This window comes from Amycolatopsis sp. NPDC000009, from assembly GCF_055563465.1.
Genome location: NZ_JBVHDI010000006.1, coordinates 295558 through 311304, shown reverse-complemented (window position 1 = coordinate 311304; position 15747 = coordinate 295558). Strand labels below are relative to the sequence as shown.

General features: G+C 69.1%; 20 protein-coding genes. 7 read left to right on the top strand and 13 right to left on the bottom strand.

The genetic code is table 11. From position 1 onward, the window contains the following. The first annotated feature begins 45 nt into the window (after positions 1 to 45). The 4 genes from ACZ3HL_RS19540 to ACZ3HL_RS19525 all read left to right on the top strand — a co-directional run bounded on the left by ACZ3HL_RS19540 (position 46) and on the right by ACZ3HL_RS19525 (position 3320). A complete protein-coding gene (locus tag ACZ3HL_RS19540) occupies positions 46 to 969 on the top strand; it encodes a 1,4-dihydroxy-2-naphthoyl-CoA synthase (protein ID WP_465415614.1) in 924 nt (307 codons plus the stop codon). A 51-nt stretch (positions 970 to 1020) separates the two neighbouring features. Next, positions 1021 to 2145, top strand: a complete 1125-nt coding sequence (menE, locus tag ACZ3HL_RS19535) for an o-succinylbenzoate--CoA ligase (RefSeq protein WP_465532642.1) — start codon at positions 1021 to 1023, stop codon at positions 2143 to 2145. Positions 2146 to 2207: 62 nt separating this feature from the next. Then, positions 2208 to 2366, top strand: a complete 159-nt coding sequence (locus ACZ3HL_RS19530) for a hypothetical protein (protein WP_167337758.1) — start codon at positions 2208 to 2210, stop codon at positions 2364 to 2366. A gap of 84 nt (positions 2367 to 2450) precedes the next feature. Further along, positions 2451 to 3320, top strand: coding sequence for a 1,4-dihydroxy-2-naphthoate polyprenyltransferase (locus ACZ3HL_RS19525; protein WP_465532640.1), 870 nt, complete (start codon positions 2451 to 2453; stop codon positions 3318 to 3320). Between the two features lie 353 nt (positions 3321 to 3673). Here ACZ3HL_RS19525 and cds1 read toward each other — a convergent pair whose 3' ends face one another. From cds1 to ACZ3HL_RS19510, 3 genes are read right to left on the bottom strand one after another with little or no spacing between them, the layout of a single operon-like run. Then, positions 3674 to 4756: an L-cysteine desulfhydrase Cds1 gene (cds1, locus tag ACZ3HL_RS19520; RefSeq protein ID WP_465415620.1), complete on the bottom strand. Its 1083-nt coding sequence runs from the start codon at positions 4754 to 4756 to the stop codon at positions 3674 to 3676. Next, entirely contained in the window at positions 4753 to 5031 is a 279-nt protein-coding gene (locus ACZ3HL_RS19515) for a DUF4229 domain-containing protein (protein ID WP_465532638.1), read from the bottom strand. Before ACZ3HL_RS19515 ends, cds1 begins: the two co-directional genes overlap by 4 nt. Positions 5032 to 5042: 11 nt before the next feature. Then, positions 5043 to 5516 (bottom strand): Lrp/AsnC family transcriptional regulator, encoded by a 474-nt coding sequence (locus ACZ3HL_RS19510; protein ID WP_199745570.1) that lies wholly within the window; start codon positions 5514 to 5516, stop codon positions 5043 to 5045. 249 nt (positions 5517 to 5765) lie between these two features. On the opposite strand from ACZ3HL_RS19510, the gene ACZ3HL_RS19505 reads away from it, so the two are divergent. After that, on the top strand, positions 5766 to 5978 hold the full coding sequence (locus tag ACZ3HL_RS19505; RefSeq protein WP_465415625.1) for a BldC family transcriptional regulator: 213 nt from the start codon (positions 5766 to 5768) through the stop codon (positions 5976 to 5978). A 148-nt stretch (positions 5979 to 6126) separates the two neighbouring features. Continuing rightward, entirely contained in the window at positions 6127 to 6315 is a 189-nt protein-coding gene (locus ACZ3HL_RS19500; protein ID WP_465532636.1) for a hypothetical protein, read from the top strand. A gap of 57 nt (positions 6316 to 6372) precedes the next feature. Here the strand turns inward: ACZ3HL_RS19500 and ACZ3HL_RS19495 are convergent, their stop codons facing one another. The 7 genes from ACZ3HL_RS19495 to hemL all read right to left on the bottom strand — a co-directional run bounded on the left by ACZ3HL_RS19495 (position 6373) and on the right by hemL (position 13777). Further along, the gene (locus ACZ3HL_RS19495) at positions 6373 to 7689 is read right to left on the bottom strand and encodes a MinD/ParA family ATP-binding protein (protein WP_465532634.1); all 1317 of its coding nucleotides are present in this window, start codon (positions 7687 to 7689) and stop codon (positions 6373 to 6375) included. A 78-nt stretch (positions 7690 to 7767) separates the two neighbouring features. Continuing rightward, positions 7768 to 8736: a c-type cytochrome biogenesis protein CcsB gene (ccsB, locus tag ACZ3HL_RS19490; protein WP_465415631.1), complete on the bottom strand. Its 969-nt coding sequence runs from the start codon at positions 8734 to 8736 to the stop codon at positions 7768 to 7770. A gap of 5 nt (positions 8737 to 8741) precedes the next feature. Continuing rightward, positions 8742 to 10322: a cytochrome c biogenesis protein ResB gene (resB, locus tag ACZ3HL_RS19485; RefSeq protein WP_465415634.1), complete on the bottom strand. Its 1581-nt coding sequence runs from the start codon at positions 10320 to 10322 to the stop codon at positions 8742 to 8744. Further along, positions 10319 to 11092: a cytochrome c biogenesis CcdA family protein gene (locus ACZ3HL_RS19480; RefSeq protein ID WP_465532632.1), complete on the bottom strand. Its 774-nt coding sequence runs from the start codon at positions 11090 to 11092 to the stop codon at positions 10319 to 10321. Before ACZ3HL_RS19480 ends, resB begins: the two co-directional genes overlap by 4 nt. Positions 11093 to 11265: 173 nt before the next feature. Next, positions 11266 to 11847: a TlpA family protein disulfide reductase gene (locus ACZ3HL_RS19475; protein ID WP_465415638.1), complete on the bottom strand. Its 582-nt coding sequence runs from the start codon at positions 11845 to 11847 to the stop codon at positions 11266 to 11268. Then, entirely contained in the window at positions 11844 to 12476 is a 633-nt protein-coding gene (locus tag ACZ3HL_RS19470) for a histidine phosphatase family protein (protein WP_465415640.1), read from the bottom strand. Before ACZ3HL_RS19470 ends, ACZ3HL_RS19475 begins: the two co-directional genes overlap by 4 nt. Beyond that, positions 12473 to 13777, bottom strand: coding sequence for a glutamate-1-semialdehyde 2,1-aminomutase (gene hemL, locus ACZ3HL_RS19465; RefSeq protein ID WP_465532630.1), 1305 nt, complete (start codon positions 13775 to 13777; stop codon positions 12473 to 12475). The genes ACZ3HL_RS19470 and hemL overlap by 4 nt, the downstream gene beginning before the upstream one ends. 121 nt (positions 13778 to 13898) lie before the next feature. On the opposite strand from hemL, the gene ACZ3HL_RS19460 reads away from it, so the two are divergent. After that, the gene (locus ACZ3HL_RS19460) at positions 13899 to 14390 is read left to right on the top strand and encodes a TspO/MBR family protein (protein WP_465415644.1); all 492 of its coding nucleotides are present in this window, start codon (positions 13899 to 13901) and stop codon (positions 14388 to 14390) included. On the opposite strand, the gene ACZ3HL_RS19455 is transcribed toward ACZ3HL_RS19460, so the two are convergent. From ACZ3HL_RS19455 to ACZ3HL_RS19445, 3 genes are read right to left on the bottom strand one after another with little or no spacing between them, the layout of a single operon-like run. Beyond that, the gene (locus ACZ3HL_RS19455; protein WP_219146244.1) at positions 14383 to 14769 is read right to left on the bottom strand and encodes a hypothetical protein; all 387 of its coding nucleotides are present in this window, start codon (positions 14767 to 14769) and stop codon (positions 14383 to 14385) included. The two genes, ACZ3HL_RS19460 and ACZ3HL_RS19455, sit on opposite strands and share 8 nt — an antisense overlap. After that, positions 14747 to 15199 (bottom strand): hypothetical protein, encoded by a 453-nt coding sequence (locus ACZ3HL_RS19450; RefSeq protein WP_465415646.1) that lies wholly within the window; start codon positions 15197 to 15199, stop codon positions 14747 to 14749. The genes ACZ3HL_RS19455 and ACZ3HL_RS19450 overlap by 23 nt, the downstream gene beginning before the upstream one ends. Further along, entirely contained in the window at positions 15196 to 15747 is a 552-nt protein-coding gene (locus tag ACZ3HL_RS19445; RefSeq protein WP_126733224.1) for a hypothetical protein, read from the bottom strand. Before ACZ3HL_RS19445 ends, ACZ3HL_RS19450 begins: the two co-directional genes overlap by 4 nt.

The following is a 15747-nucleotide window of genomic DNA, read 5'->3' as shown; positions in this document are numbered from 1 at the left end:
GGTTTCACACTACGACTCACGGCCACACGTCCTATTCTCCCAAACGTGGATGACGCCCAGGTTTCCGAGCTGTTCGACCCCGCCTTGTGGACGGAAGTCGAAGGTTTCGACTTCACCGACATCACCTATCACCGCTCCTCTGAGAGCCGCTCAGGCAAACGTGTCGTACGTGTCGCGTTCGACCGTCCCGAGGTCCGCAACGCCTTCCGCCCGCACACCGTCGACGAGCTGTACCGCGCGCTCGACCACGCGCGGATGAGCTCGGACGTCGGGTGCGTCCTGCTCACCGGCAACGGCCCGTCACCGAAGGACGGCGGCTGGGCGTTCTGCTCCGGTGGTGACCAGCGTATTCGCGGACGCTCCGGGTATCAGTACGCGGACGGGGAGACCTCCGACACGATCGATCCGGCCAGGGCCGGACGGTTGCACATCCTCGAGGTCCAGCGGCTGATCAGGTTCATGCCGAAGGTGGTCATCGCCGTGGTCCCCGGATGGGCGGCGGGCGGCGGGCACTCGCTGCACGTGGTGTGCGACCTCACGCTCGCCTCGGCCGAGCACGCGCGGTTCAAGCAGACCGACGCCGACGTCGGCTCCTTCGACGGCGGCTACGGCTCGGCGTACCTGGCCAAGCAGGTCGGGCAGAAGTTCGCGCGGGAGATCTTCTTCCTCGGCCGCGAGTACACCGCCGAGCAGATGCAGGCGATGGGCGCGGTCAACTCCGCCGTCCCGCACGCGAAGCTCGAGGCCGAAGCGCTGGACTGGGCGTGGACGATCAACGGCAAGTCGCCGACGGCGCAGCGGATGCTCAAGTACGCGTTCAACCTGACCGACGACGGTCTGGTCGGCCAGCAGCTCTTCGCCGGCGAAACCACCCGGCTGGCGTACATGCAGGACGAGGCCGTCGAGGGACGCGACTCCTTCCTGGAGAAGCGCTCCCCCGACTGGTCGGCCTTCCCGTACTACTACTGACCTGCGTTTAGCGGGCTAATCGCGATCCGCGGGCGGACGTAGGGTGGAGTGATGCGTGCGGTAGGGGTGGACGGGAGTCCGGAGTCGATCGCCGAGCTGACCGCGGCATTGGCCGAGGCGCTCGACGGCGGCCCGGCCGTCCTCCCCTACTCGTCGGAGCCCCTGCGGGACGCGATGGAGCCGACGCGCCCGGCCGAGCCCGGGACGGCGGTGATCATCGCCACCTCCGGGTCCACCGGCGAACCGAAGGGCGTGCTGCTGTCGGCGTCCGCGCTGACCGCGTCGGCCCACGCCACGCACAAGCGGCTCGGCGGGCCGGGCCACTGGTTGCTCGCGACCCCGGCGCAGTACGTCGGCGGACTCCAGGTGCTGGTGCGCTCGCTGCTGGCCGGGACGACACCGGCCGTACTGCACGCCGCCGGTTTCCGTCCGGACGACTTCGCCGAAGCCGCCGCGCCGCTGTTGTCCCTGGACGGGCCGCGCTACACCGCCCTCGTGCCGACCCAGCTCGGAAGGCTGCTCGACGCGGGCGGCCCCGGCCTGGCGGCGGCCCGCGCGTTCGACGCGATCATCGTCGGCGCCGCGGCGACGACAGCGGATCTCCGCGAGCGCGCCGCCGAAGCGGGCGTGAAGATCGTGCCCGCGTACGGCATGAGCGAGACCGCGAGCGGCTGCGTCTACGACGGCGTACCGCTGGATGGAGTACACGTCGAGCTCGAAGACGAGCGGGTCTGTATCACGGGTGACGTCCTCGCGCACGGCTACCGGCTGCGACCCGGCCTGACCGCGGAGGCCTTCGAGGGCGGCCTGTTCCGCACCTCCGACCGCGGCCGGTGGACGGCCGGCGGGCGGTTGGAGATCCTCGGGCGGATCGACGACATGATCAACACCGGCGGGGTGAAGGTGGCCGCCGCGGCCGTCGAGCGGATCTTGACCGCGCAGCCCGGGATCCGGGACGCGTGCGTGGTCGGAGTACCCGACCCTGAGTGGGGCGAAGCCGTCGTCGCGCTCGTCGTCGGCGCTGGTTGCGACGTCGATTCGCTGCGTGCCGCGTGCCGTGAAGAGGCAGGCGCGGCGGCCGCTCCGAAGCGGGTCGAATTCACCGAAGAACTCCCGTTGCGGGGCCCGGGGAAGGTCGACAGGACGGCCGTCAGGAATCTCCTACGAAGGTCGTGAATTCCCCACCGATTACCGGGACGTTGTTGACACGATCATTACCCGCGGGTTTACGTCTACCTATGACGCGCTGGACACGCACCGTATTGGCCTGCACCGCCGTCACGATGGGACTGGTCGCTTTGGCCGGGCCCGCGCTGGCGGACGAACCGGAGACCGCCGTTCCGAACAGCGGCACGCTCACCTGGACCCTGGAAGACGCGATCGACGACCTCAAGTAGCGCGGCTCGTCACCTGCCCGCGATGGCCGGGCAGGTGACGAGCCCCGCATACCGGCCGGTAGTGGCCAAGGCCAGAATGGCGGCATGGCGACTGCTGGTGAATGGATCGAAGGGGCGCGCCCGCGGACGCTGCCCAACGCGGTGGCGCCGGTGGTCGCCGGAGTCGGCGGGGCGGTCGCGCTCGACGGCTTCTCCTGGACCCGCTCGATTCTCGCGCTGCTCGTTTCGCTGGCGCTGATCGTCGGCGTCAACTACGCCAACGACTATTCCGACGGCATCCGCGGCACCGACGAGAACCGCGTCGGCCCGCTGCGGCTGGTCGGCTCCGGTGTCGCGAAACCGAAGGCCGTCCTGGCGGCCGCTCTCGTGGCCCTCGGGCTCGCCGGAGTCCTCGGGCTGGTGCTCGTCGCGATCAGCGGGCTGTGGTGGCTGCTGGCGATGGGCGCGGTCTGCATCCTCGGCGCCTGGTTCTACACCGGCGGCAAAAAGCCTTACGGCTACTACGGTTTCGGCGAGATCGCGGTCTTCGTCTTCTTCGGGCTGGCCGGCGTGCTGGGCACCGTGTACGTCCAAGCAGGACAGATCAGCTGGACCGCGCTCGGCTGCGCGGTCGCCGTCGGCTCGTTCTCGACCGGTGTGCTGACCGCCAACAACCTCCGCGACATCCCGACCGACATCGAGGCCGGCAAGCGCACGCTCGCCACCCGGCTCGGTGACCGGGGCACGCGGCGGCTGTACCTGGTGCTGGTCGCGGTCCCGTACGTCGTGAGCGTGCTGCTCGCCTTCGTGACGCCGTGGGCGTTGCTGGGTCTGCTGACCGCGCCGCTGCTGCTGAAGTCGGTCAAGGCCGTCGGCGGCGGCGCGCAGGGACGGGCGCTGATCCCGGCGCTGCGGGACACCGGCTTCGCGATGCTGGGGTGGGCGGTGCTGACCGCGGTCGCCCTCGCGCTGTGAGGCGTGACTGGACCTCTGATGCGGGACTGTGTGGATTTCGGGACGTTGGATGACCCGAAATCCACACGGTGGGGCGCGAAAGGACCTGTGACGACCGGATCGTGCGCGTCGGCCTCAGCGGCGATGAACGCACCGTTCATTCCTTGAGTCTTCCGCTTCACGCCACCATATGTTGCGATCCGACGTGGGAGCGGTCGCTACATGCGGCCCAGGCGGTAGCAAAGGTCCCTTGCTCTTTTGGTGATCCGGCGAACCTGCGATAGGCCGCCCGGCCGGAGTTGCGAAAGCCACTTTCGCAACGTTGAAGGTTGCGAAAGTGGCTTTCGCAACTCCGGCGAGAGCGGGCAGCCCCGTCAGGCTTCCGGAGCGAGCTTCCCGCTCACCAGGAACTCCCGGTACTTCTCCAGGTAAGGCGCGATGTCGATGTTCTTCTGCGCCAGCCACTCGTCGGAGTAGTACGTGTTGGCGTACCGCTCCCCGCCGTCGCACAGCAGCGTGACGACACTGCCCGCCTGGCCTTCCGAAACCATCCGCGAGATCAGCGTGAAAGCGCCGAAGAGGTTCGTCCCGGTCGAGCCGCCGGCCCAGTGCCCGGTCCGCTCGCGCAGCACGCGGATGGCCGCCAGCGAAGCGGCGTCCGGCACCTGGAACATCTCGTCGATGACGCCGGGTACGAACGACGGCTCGACGCGCGGCCGCCCGATTCCCTCGATCCGCGAAGGCATTCCGGTGCTGTAGTCGAGCGCCCCGGTCTGCCAGGCGCCGAAGAACGACGAGTTCTCCGGGTCGACGACGGCGATCTTCGTGGTGTGGCGCTTGTAGCGCACGTAGCGGCCGAAGGTCGCGCTCGTCCCGCCGGTCCCGGCGCCGACGACGATCCACGTCGGCACGGGATGCCGTTCGGACTGCATCTGCGCGTACACCGATTCGGCGATGTTGTTGTTCCCGCGCCAGTCCGTCGCGCGCTCCGCGTAGGTGAACTGGTCGAGGTAGTGGCCGTTGCACTCCGAAGCGAGCCGCTCGGCCTCCGGGTACATGTCCGGCGCGCGGTCGACGTAGTGGCATTCGCCGCCGTAGAACTCGATGAGCGCGATCTTCTCCGGCGAGGTGCTGCGCGGCACCACGGTGATGAACCGCAGCCCGAGCATCCGCGCGAAGTAGGCCTCCGAAACCGCCGTCGAGCCGCTGGACGCCTCGACGAGCACGGTGTCCGGCCCGATCTGGCCGTTCACCAGGCCGTACAGGAACAGCGAACGCGCGAGCCGGTGTTTGAGCGAGCCGGTCGGGTGGACGGACTCGTCCTTCAGGTAGAGGTCCACGCCCCATTCCGGGGGCAGCGGGAAGACATGGAGGTGCGTGTCGGCACTGCGGTTCGCGTCGGCCTCGATGATGCGGACTGCTTCGCGGACCCAGCTGCGGCTCTGCAGGAGGCTCACGCCGCACCGTCCACCCGGTCGCCGCGCAGCTGCGCGCGCAGTTCGGCACGGGCGCGAGCGCGCTTTTCGTTGCGGCGGGCGAGCCCGGCGGTCACGCGCGCGTTCAGCGGGCGGAACAGCAGCAGGCCCAGCGGCAGCCCCACGACCAGGCCGATCAGCAACGCGACCAGCAACGGGACGTGGGCCAGCAGCAACCCGCCTGCGATGACCCCGACCAGGAGGAACCTGGCCAGTACGTACAGCGTCAGGTCACGGGGCAGGTGATTATCGCTCACATCAACGCAGGCTACGCGTTGCCGTTGCGGCCGTCGTCCAGACCCGCGTTGTTGGGCCGTCCTTCGAAGCGGGTGGAGAGCACGACGGTGGTGTTCGTGCGGCCGACACCGGGGATCCGCCGCAGCCTGCCGAGGGTCCGCTCCAGATCGTCGACGGTCGCCACCCGCACCTTGACGACGAAGGCCTCGTCGCCCGCGACGGCGTAGCAGCTTTCGACCTCGTCCAAGGCCCCGAGCGCCTCCGCGACGTCGTCCTCGGTCGCGGTGTCGGTGGGGTGGATGCCGACCAGCGCCGTCACCCCGAGTCCGACGGTGTTCGGGTCGACCATGGCGTGGTAGCCGGTGATCACGCCGGCGGCCTCGAGTTTGCCGACCCGTTCGTGCACTGATGAGGCCGAGAGTCCGACAGACCGGCCGAGGTCGGCGTAGGTAGCCCGCCCGTTCTCCCGTAATGCCGCGATGATCTTCCGATCCACCTGGTCCACCGCTACACCTTAGGTGCCACGGCCCGATTCGCGTGATCAGGGCGCGTTTTCATACATCCGTGACAAGACCGAGGGGCCGGGACACGCATGTCGTGGTTGTCGGTTTTGACCTTTAAGGGCTCTTTACCTATGGACAACCGTTCGAGTACCTGACGGGTGAGATGCAACGATTGCCGTGTTGGCTACCCGGCACGACGGGCATCGGGCCCGCCCTCCGGTTTAGCACTGGAACCGTGAAGGAGGCGGAAAATGACCGCGACCATGGGCGGCAGGTTGCTCACCCCCGGCGAAGTGGCGGCTTTGTTCCGGGTCGACCCCAAGACCGTGACCCGCTGGGCGACCGCGGGCCGGATCGGCTCGATCCGCACTCCCGGCGGACACCGCCGGTTCCGCGAGGCCGAGGTGAACGAACTCCTCGCCGAGCTCACCACCGACGCCAGCGAGCCCACCCGCAGGGCCTGAGCAGGCATTTCGCTCAAAAGGGACTCCAGTGACGAAGGGTTCATAACCGCCCTTCGTCACATTGGGGTATCCATGAGTCCCCCCGCACGCGGCAAAGGGGCTAGCCTCGTGGGACTGAGGAACGTCCTCCACGCGGAAGGGACCGAGCATGATCTATCTGCTCGCGGCCATCGGAGCGCTCACCGTCGCCGTGGTGTTGTGGCGCGCGTTCGGGATCGAGCGTGTCGGGGTGCCCTCGTCGCGACCGACACTGGCCCCGGACGACGACCCCGACTTCCTGCGCGAGCTCGGTGAGCAGCAGCGCAAAGGTAAAGACGAGGACAAAGGCAAAGACTAGGCCTGGGAGCGCAGCTCCTCCGTTGAGGGCGGCGGCGGGGGCATGGATGGATAAGGACTAGGCCTGGATCGGCTGGTACGGCTGGCCGCCGAAGCCGTCGGCGACGGTGGCCGCCAGTTCCAGCAGCGCCAGCCGGGTGTCCGCGTCGAGCCGGTCCAGCTCGATCTCCGCGCCCTCTTCCAGATGTGGGTCGAACGGGATCCGGCACACCGAACGGACGCGCGCGCCGAAGTGCGCGGAGAGCTTGTCCAGATCGACGGAGCCGCCCTTCGGCCGCACCGAGTTGATCACCGCGACGGACCGTTTGACCAGGTCACCGTAGCCGTGTGCCTCCAGCCAGTCGAGCGTGGCCGACGCACTGCGCGCCCCGTCGACGGAGCCTGAAGAGACCACCACCAGCGCGTCCGCGACATCCAGGACGCCCTTCATCGCCGAGTGCATCAAACCGGTCCCGCAGTCGGTGAGCACGATGTTGTAGAAGTGCTCCAGCAGGTTGACCGTGCGCCGGTAGTCGTCCTCCGAGAAGGCTTCGGAAACCGCCGGATCCTGCTCGCTGGCGAGGATCTCCAGCCTGCTCCCGCCCTGCGACGTGTACGAACGGACGTCGCTGTACCTGGTGATCTTGTCCGCGTCCCGCAGCAGGTGCCGGACGGTCGCGGTGGTCTCGATCGGGATCTTCTGCGACAGCGTCCCGCGGTCCGGGTTCGCGTCGACGGCGACGACCCGGTCACCGCGCAGCGACGCGAACGTCGAGCCCAGCGTGGTCGTCGTGGTGGTCTTGCCGACGCCGCCCTTGAGGCTCAGCATCGCGATCTTGTAGCACCCGCGCAGCGGCTGGTTGATCTGCGCGATGAGTTCGCGTTTGCGCGTGTCCTTGGGGCTCTCGCCCGGGTTGACCAGCTTGCCGGTGCCCACGTAAAGGGCCTTGCGCCAGCCCGACTGCGGCTTGCGCTTCTGCGGCTTCACCAGGCTCGCGGTGGCGAGTTCGTCCGGGAGCGCGTGCCTGCCCTGCGGCTGCGGAAGCCCCGGAACCGCCTGCTGCGGCTGGGCGTACTGCTGCTGAGGCGGCGGGTACTGGGCAGCCTGCTGGGGCTGCTGAGGGTGCAGCGGGGGCAGGTTCTGGTCGTAAGGCTGCTGGTACTGCGCTTGCGACGGCTGCGGCAGCGGCTGCTGCTGGGGAGCGGGCTGCTGCGGGTACTGAGCCTGCTGCGGCGGATATTGCGGCTGCACGACCTGGGTCGGCTCGGCCTCGAAACCGCCCGCGGTCGGATGCGGCGCCGAATCCGTCCGGTCCTCGGAGAACAGCTCCGAGGACTGGACGCTCTCGGTCGGTTCGGGGTGGCCAGGAGCCGATTCTTCGCTGGGTCCGGTCACCGCTGAATTCCTCCTCCGCGCACGTCTACCCCCATACCTCAGTATTGACGGTAGTCGGCGCGCGCGCAGGGGCGGCGGTCAGCCCCCGGCGTAGGAGTGCAGGCCCGACGTCACCAGGTTCACGAAGAACATGTTGAAGATCGTCGCGGAGAACCCGACGATGTTGATGATCGCGGCCCGCTTCCCGCGCCAGCCCGCCGTGGCGCGGGAGTGCAGGTACGCCGCGTAGACGACCCACGCCACGAAGGCGACGGTCTCCTTGGGGTCCCAGCCCCAGAACCGGCCCCACGCCGCCTCGGCCCACACCGCGCCGCAGAGCACGCCGAAGGTGAAGATCGGAAAGGCGAAGATGGTGGTGCGGTAGGCGATGCGGTCGAGCACGTCCGCGGCGGGCAGCTTCGGGCCGAACTTGGCGAACTTCGCCGGGTTGTCGTCGTGGGCGGCGCGGAAAAGGTAAAGGACGCTCGCGACACCCGGCACCAGGAAGACACCCGAGCCGATGATCGCCGCGGAGACGTGGATGATCAGCCAGTACGACTGGAGCGCGGGCTGCACCGGCGCGGCCGTCGTGTACAGCATGGTGCCGTTGACGAACATCAGGATCACGACCGGCAGCAGCAGGAAGCCGGTGAGGTGGCGGACCGGGAACTTCCGCATGATGACGATCCAGGTCACGACCGCGATGAAGGTCGTGGCCATGCCGTATTCGTAGAGGTTGCCCCACGGCGCGCGGTGCACGGCGAACCCGCGCAGCACGATCGCGGCCAGGTGCAGCAGCGCGGCCAGCACCAGCAGCGCGGCGCCCATGCGGCCGATGCGCTCAGGACGGCCGATCTCGCGCGGGGGCTCGAAGGGCGTCCCGTAAGCCGGCGGGCCACCCGCACCGACCAGTTCGCGCGCCTTCTGCTTGCTGCGCTCGGCCGCCAGACGGCCCTTCGCGCCGAAGCCCTGCTCGATGAGGGCGAACATCAGCGCGAGGACGTAGATCGCCGCCGCGGTGGTGTAGGAGTAGTCGCTGTACTGGGACAGCGTCTCGTTGATCGGCATGACCTCTAGTTGCCTCTCTGCCCCTGGACCAGCTTGCCGCTGATCCGCTGGAACTCTTCGCCGTAGCCCGCCTGATCGGTGCGCGCCAGCCCGGCGACCTCGATCACGGTACCCGGCTCACCTTCGCGCGCCGGGGTCACCCGCACCCACACCCGACGCCGTTTGACCAGCAGCGATCCCGCCAGCCCGATCAGCATCGCGACCGCGCAGACCAGCACCCAGCCCTGCACCGGGTCGTGCGAGACCTGGATGGCGACCCATTCCTGGACACCGTCGAAGCGGACCTTCGTACCGTCGTCCAGCACGGTCTCCTGGCCCTGGTCCAGGTTCTGCCGCGTGAGCTTCTTGAGCCTGCCGTCCTCGACGAGCGACTGGTCGATCTGGAAGATCGACTGCCCGCGGCCGGCGTCGAGGCCGAGATCGCCGCGGTAGATGTCGACGGCCACGGCCGGCTTGTTCGCCTCGGGCCGCGAGGACGTCAGCACGTTGCCGTGCAGGAACGCGGTCGGCGCGAGCAGTCCGGTGATCGCGAGCTGGCGGGTGCGGCGTTCGATCGGGTCGGTGATCCCCGGCTGGTCGATCTTCGTCGCGCCTTCGGAGAGCTTCGTCGGCTCGTCGGCGGGACGCCACGGAGTGATGTTGGTCCGCACGGTGCCGTCGGGGAAGGTCACCGTGAACTTCGGGGAGTAGCCGAAGTTCAGCAGGTAGACGCGGTCTCCCGCGGTGCGCAGCGGCGAGTTGACCTCGAGTCCGTACGGCTTCCACGCGCCGGTCTTCAGGTCTTCGCCGGACTGGTACTCCATGTTGGAGTGGTAGTAGTTCGCCTGACCGTTCTCGGTGTAGCGAGCCTCGAAGTCCTTGAGGCGGATGCAGAACGCGTTGAGGTCGGTGCCGTCGACGCGCAGCCCGGCGTTGAAGGTGTCGTAGCCGAGGATGCCGGAGTTGCACCACGGGCTGCCGTCGGCTTGGACGATGACCTGGCCTTCGTAGCCGAACATCTTGCCCAGCGCGAAGAAGATGATCAGGCCGAGCATGCCGAAGTGGAAGACGAGGTTGCCGGTCTCGCGGAGGTACCCGCGTTCGGCGGAGATGCTGCGGCTTCCGTCGGCCTCTTCGCGCTCGACGCGGCGCCAGCCCTTGAGCAGCGTGTGCGTGTCCTCGATGACCGTCTCGGGAGTGCGGTCGGTCGTGGTCGACACGTGATGCGGCATCCGCGAGAGTTTGCGCGGCGTGAGCACCGGCTTCGCGCGCATCGCCTTCGCGTACTCCAGGCTGCGCGGCAGGAGGCAGCCGATGAGCGACACCATCAGCAGGATGTAGATCGCCGAGAACCAGACGCTGCCGTAGACCTCGAAGAACTGCAAGCGGTCGAGCAGTTCGCCCCACCAGCCGTGCGCGGCGATGTACTCGTCGGTCTTGGCGACGTTGAGGTTCCGCTGCGGCAGCAGCGCGCCGGGCATCGCGGCGAGCGCGAGCAGGAACAGCAGCACCAGCGCGGTGCGCATCGACGTCAGCCCGCGCCAGGTGTTGCGCAGGGAGCCAAGGACACGCTTCAACGGGGTCCGGCGATATTCGGTGGTGGTCACAAGGGCAGCCTGATGTCGTTCACGAGGGTGTTCCGGATCCAGCCGGTCAGGTCGCCCCACAGTCCGGTCACCAGCAGGACGCCGACGACCAGCAGCAGGACGCCGCCGAAGATCTGCACCTGACGGCCGTGGCGGCGCAGCCAGTCGGTGGCGCGGACGGCCCAGCGGGCGCCGAACGCGATGATGAGGAACGGCAGGCCGAGGCCGAGGCAGTAGACCAGGATCAGCACGTACCCGCGCGCCGCCGCCCCGCCGGTGGCGCTGGCCATCGACATCACCGCGGACAGCGTCGGCCCGATGCACGGCGTCCAGCCGAGCCCGAACACCGCGCCGAGCACCGGCGCGCCCCACAGCCCGCCGCGCGGCACGTGGTGCGACCGGAACTCGCGCTGGAGCCCCGGGATCCAGCCGAGGAAGACCAGCGCCATCGCGATGGTCAGCACGCCGCCGAGGCGCTGGAGGAGGTCCATGTTGAGCTGGACGACGTCGGCGATCCACACCAGCGTCCCCAGTGTCACCACGAAGACGACGGTGAACCCGAGCACGAACAGCGCCGCCGCGCCGACGACGGCGAAACGGCCCTTCTTGCGCTCCTCGTCCGGGGTGACCGCGGGGGCGTCCGCGCCGACCAGCGCCGCCAGGTACGCGAGATACCCGGGCACCAGCGGCACGACGCACGGCGACGCGAAAGAGATCGTCCCGGCCAGCAGCGCGACACCCGCTGCGAGCAGCAGAGGCCCGGAGAGCGCCAGCTCGGTAACACCGTTCACGCAAAGGAGCGTAGGGAGTGTGGTCGGAGTGAAAACGCCGGGGCTGGCCCAACGGGACCTACGTCGCACCCGGTCAGGACCTTGGTCCCGTCCCTTTCCTCGCATTTCGTCCTCTGAATGCGGTACTTGCGTGTGCAACTACCGCATTCAGAGGACGAAATGCGGGAAAGGGGTCAGGCGGGTTCGGCGGCCAGGCGCTGGACGACGGGCAGCAGGTCCGACGCCAGCAGTTCCCGCAGGAACACCGCGGCGACACGGTGCTGTTTGTCCAGCACGATCGTCGACGGGATGATGTTGCGCGGATAACCCGAGAGCTGCAGCAGCGTCCGCCCCGACGGGTCGTAGATCGACGGGTACGTCAGGTTCCGGTCCCGCATGAAGTCCTGCGGCGGCTTCCGGTCGTTGTCGCGCAGATCGATGCCGATCACCTCGACACCGGACGCCTTCGTCTGGTCGTAGACCTTCTGCATCTCCGGCGCCTCGACGCGGCACGGCCCGCACCACTGGCCCCACAGGTTCAGCACGATGACCTTGCCGGGGAAGTCCGCGATCGAAAGCTGCTTGCCCTCGTTCATCAGGTCGTCGCCGGACAGCGTCGGCGACGGCTGGCGGTCCGCGACGTCGTAGGTGATGTCGACCTTCCCGCCCGGCGACACGAAGTTGAACGAGCCGCCGGTGACGACGGCGTCCTTGCCGGTGGTGCAGCCGGTGACGACGAGCACCAGCCCGAGGACGGCAGCCGCGAGTCGCTTCATGCGCCGGTCACCTTCGGGTCGGTCGTGCCGGCGGGCTCGCTGTAGACGATCCGCACGAGTTCTTCGCCCTCGAAGACGAGGCTGGTCAGTGACGCGAGCGAGCACTGCCGGACCCGCGGGTCGTGCCAGAGCCGCTTCGCCTCCAGGAAGCGCCGCACGGTCCAGATCGGCAGCTGGTGCGAGACGCACAGCGCCTCGTGCCCCTCGGCCGCCCGCCGGGCGCGGTGGATCGCGCCGAGCATCCGGTGCGCGATCTCGACGTACGGCTCGCCCCAGGACGGCCGGAACGGGTTGACCAGCTTCGGCCAGTGCTTCGGCTGGCGAAGGGCGCCATCGCCGACGGCGACCCGCTCGCCCTCGAACTGGTTGTCCGCCTCGATGAGCCGATCGTCGGTGTCGACGTCGAGCCGGTGCGCGGCGGCGATCGGCGCCGCGGTCTCCTGCGCGCGCTGAAGCGGCGAAGCGACGACGTAGGTGATGTCGTGCGTCGCGACGGCTTCGGCGACCGTCAGCGCCTGGCGCTGTCCGCGGTCGGAGAGCTTGAAGCCGGGCAGGCGGCCGTACAGGATCTTGTCCGGGTTGTGCACCTCACCGTGGCGGAGCAGGTGCACGATCGTCGTCGCGCTCACGCCTGGACCGCCTCGGCGGCGGCGCGGGCGGCGACGCGCAACGCGGAGGAGATGATCTCGAACTCGGCGTCGCCCATGGCCGCGTTGACGAACCACGCCTCGTACGCGCTCGGCGGCGCGTACACGCCGTTGTCCAGCAGCGCGTGGAAGAACGCCGGGAACCGCCAGGTCTCCGAGGCCTGCGCACCCGGGTAGTTCGTCACCGGGTTTTCGCTGAAGAACACGCTGACCAGGTTGCCCGCGTACTGCACGGTGTGTGTGACGCCCGCGTCGGTCAGCGACCGGTCGAACAGGTCGCCGAGCCGCTTCGCGTTCGCGTCGAGGGCCGCGTATACGGCGTCGTCGGCCGCGCGCAGCGTCGCGAGCCCGGCGGCGACCGCGACGGGGTTCCCCGACAGCGTCCCCGCCTGGTACACCGGCCCGCCGGGGGCCAGCTTCGCCATCACGTCGGCGCGACCGCCGAAGGCCGCGGCAGGCAACCCGCCGGACATCACCTTGCCGAAGGTGTACAGATCACCGGCGACGCCGTCGAGGCCGAACCAGCCGGCCTTCGAGACGCGGAACCCGGTCATCACCTCGTCCATGATCAGCAGCGCGCCGTGCTCGTGTGCGATCTCCTTGAGCCCGGCGTTGAAACCGCCGGCCGGGGCGACGGCGCCCATGTTGCCCGCGGCGGCTTCGGTGATGATCGCGGCGATCGCGTCCGGGTTGTCCACAAAGGACTTCCGGACCGCGTCGAGGTCGTTGTAGGGCAAGACGATCGTGTCGGCCGCCTGCGCGCCGGTGACGCCGGGCGACGTCGGGAGGCCGAGGGTCGCGACGCCGGAGCCCGCTTCGGCGAGCAACGCGTCGACGTGGCCATGGTAGCAGCCCGCGAACTTGATGATCTTCGCCCGGCCGGTGAACCCCCTGGCCAGCCGGATCGCGCTCATCGTCGCCTCGGTACCGGAGTTGACCAGGCGCACCTGCTCCACCGGCTCGACGCGGCCGATGATCTCCTCGGCGAGCTCGACCTCACCGCGCGTCGGGGTACCGAACGACAGACCGTCGACAGCGGCTTCGCGGGCGGCGGAGACGACGTCCGGATGCGCGTGCCCGAGGATCATCGGGCCCCACGACGAGACCAGATCGACGTAGCGGTTGCCGTCGGCGTCCCAGAGGTACGGGCCCTCACCGCGCACCATGAACCGCGGGGTGCCGCCGACGGAGTTGAAGGCCCGCACCGGGGAGTTCACCCCGCCCGGGATCGCGGCCTTCGCTCGTTCGAACCATGCCTTGGACTGATCGACTCCGGTAGTCACGTCCCCAGTCTCGCAAATCGCCGGGGACACCCGCCGCCGAGTCCTCGCGGTTCCGGGCATGGCGTGACCAGGCCCACTAGGGTGGGGGCACTCCCGTCGAAACCCTCGCGGAGGAATCCACGTGTCCACGGTGCCGTCACCGCCGACCCACCACCGTCGCCTGCGCTGGCAGGCCTTGGCCGGATTCATCGCCATGGCGGCGATCGTGGGGATCGTGGCCGGGCTGGCGGTCGCCACCCGCTCCGAGACGCACAACGCGCTGGCCCGTCCGTCGTGGGCGCCGCCGGGCTGGCTCTACGGCCCGATGTGGTCGGTCCTGCTGCTCCTGGTCGCCTTCGCGGGCTGGTGCTACTGGCGCACCGACGGCGAAACGCGCGGCTTCGCCTTCTACGGCGTCTGCCTGCTGCTGACCCTGCTGTGGACGCCGCTGTTCTTCGCCGGCGGCGCGCACGTCCTCGCCCTGGCCGACGTCGTCGTGCTGGACTTCGTCGTGCCCATCACGATGGCGGAGTTCGGCCGCCGGTCGAAACTCGCGGCCTGGCTGCTCGTGCCGTATCTGCTGTGGCTGCTGTTCTCGACCGCGGTCAACGCCGCGGTCGTCTGGCTCAACTGAGCTTCGGTTCCTTCGGCTTGCGGCCCTTGGCCCGCACGGCGAGCAGGAACTGGCGGATCGCGTCCACCACCAGGATCGCGGCCAGCACGCCCAGCCCGATGGCACCGGCGAGCGGGCCGCCGAAGTAGCGCTGCGATTCGAGCGTCGTCGTTTCACCGTAGGTGATCACGACCGGGACGACACCGGCCTTCCAGCACGCGAAGGAACCCCACACCGCGAGCGCGGCGAGGATCAGTTCGACCGCCCCCACCACGGCGCGCAGGGGTTTGTGCAGCCGGGCTTCTCGCCGGGAGTCCTCCGGTGGCCACAGATCGGCGCCGGTCGGCTGGGGAAGGTCGATCACGGTGAGCAGTTTCTCATGACTCTGTGGTGCGGGCACGCACCAAATCCCGGAGAGCCTCGCGGAGGGCGTCCGGATCCTTGGCCCAGGCGCGCACGAAAACGCCGTCTTCGAGTTTCAACCCGACTTCGCCGTGCTTCTTGGGGATCGTCCAGCCCCCGCCGAGGACCCGCGAGCCGACTGGGGCCTCGTCTTCGAGTACCTCGGCGATCCGGGCCGCCTCCAGCGTTTCCCTGCCCTGCCGGTAGCCGTCCGCGGTGACTTCGAGCGAGAGATACCGGCGACGGGCGTACACCCAGGGCACGGTGATCGCCACCAGGCCCACCGCGACCAGGATCCAGGCGAGCCAATGGACAGGACCGCCGGTCGCCAGTTCGGCGAGCAGCCCGGCGAGGGCGAACAGCGGCGCCCACAGCAAAGCCGTCCAGCCGACGCCGGGTTCGTCGTAGCGGGGCGGCTCGGGTGTCATGGCAGCGTGCGCCCGACCTTCGGGAAATGGTCGGCCACGCTGGGCAGGTACATGAGCACCAGCGCGATCGCCACCAGCAGGGTGGACACCAGCAGGAACACGTTGAGCGAGCCGCGCAGGATCAGCAGTTCCACCAGGACCAGGAAGACCGCGCCCACGGTGAGGACCGTCCTGGCCGACCGCGTTCCCTCCCGGGCCTTGTACGCGAACAGCGCGAACAGGACCGCGAAGGTGAGCGCGCCGCCGAACAGCATCCACAGCAGGGTGTTCACGCCGGAAGCGACCTGCGCCGGATCGGCGGGCTGGCCGGGAACCGGGTTCTCCCTGATCTGCTTGAGGATGCCCTCGGTCAGTTCGTCCTTCAGGACCAGCAGGGCGATCTGCCCGGCCACCAGGACGACACCGGCGAGGATCCACAGCCAGAACGAGATCGCGACCGGCTTCGGCACCGTGATCTTCGGCGGCTTCTGGCCGGGCAGGATCGGGTCCGGTGACATCCCCCGCTTGCGGCGCTCGTCGTCCGTTTCGTCGGCTCTGCTGTCGCTCAC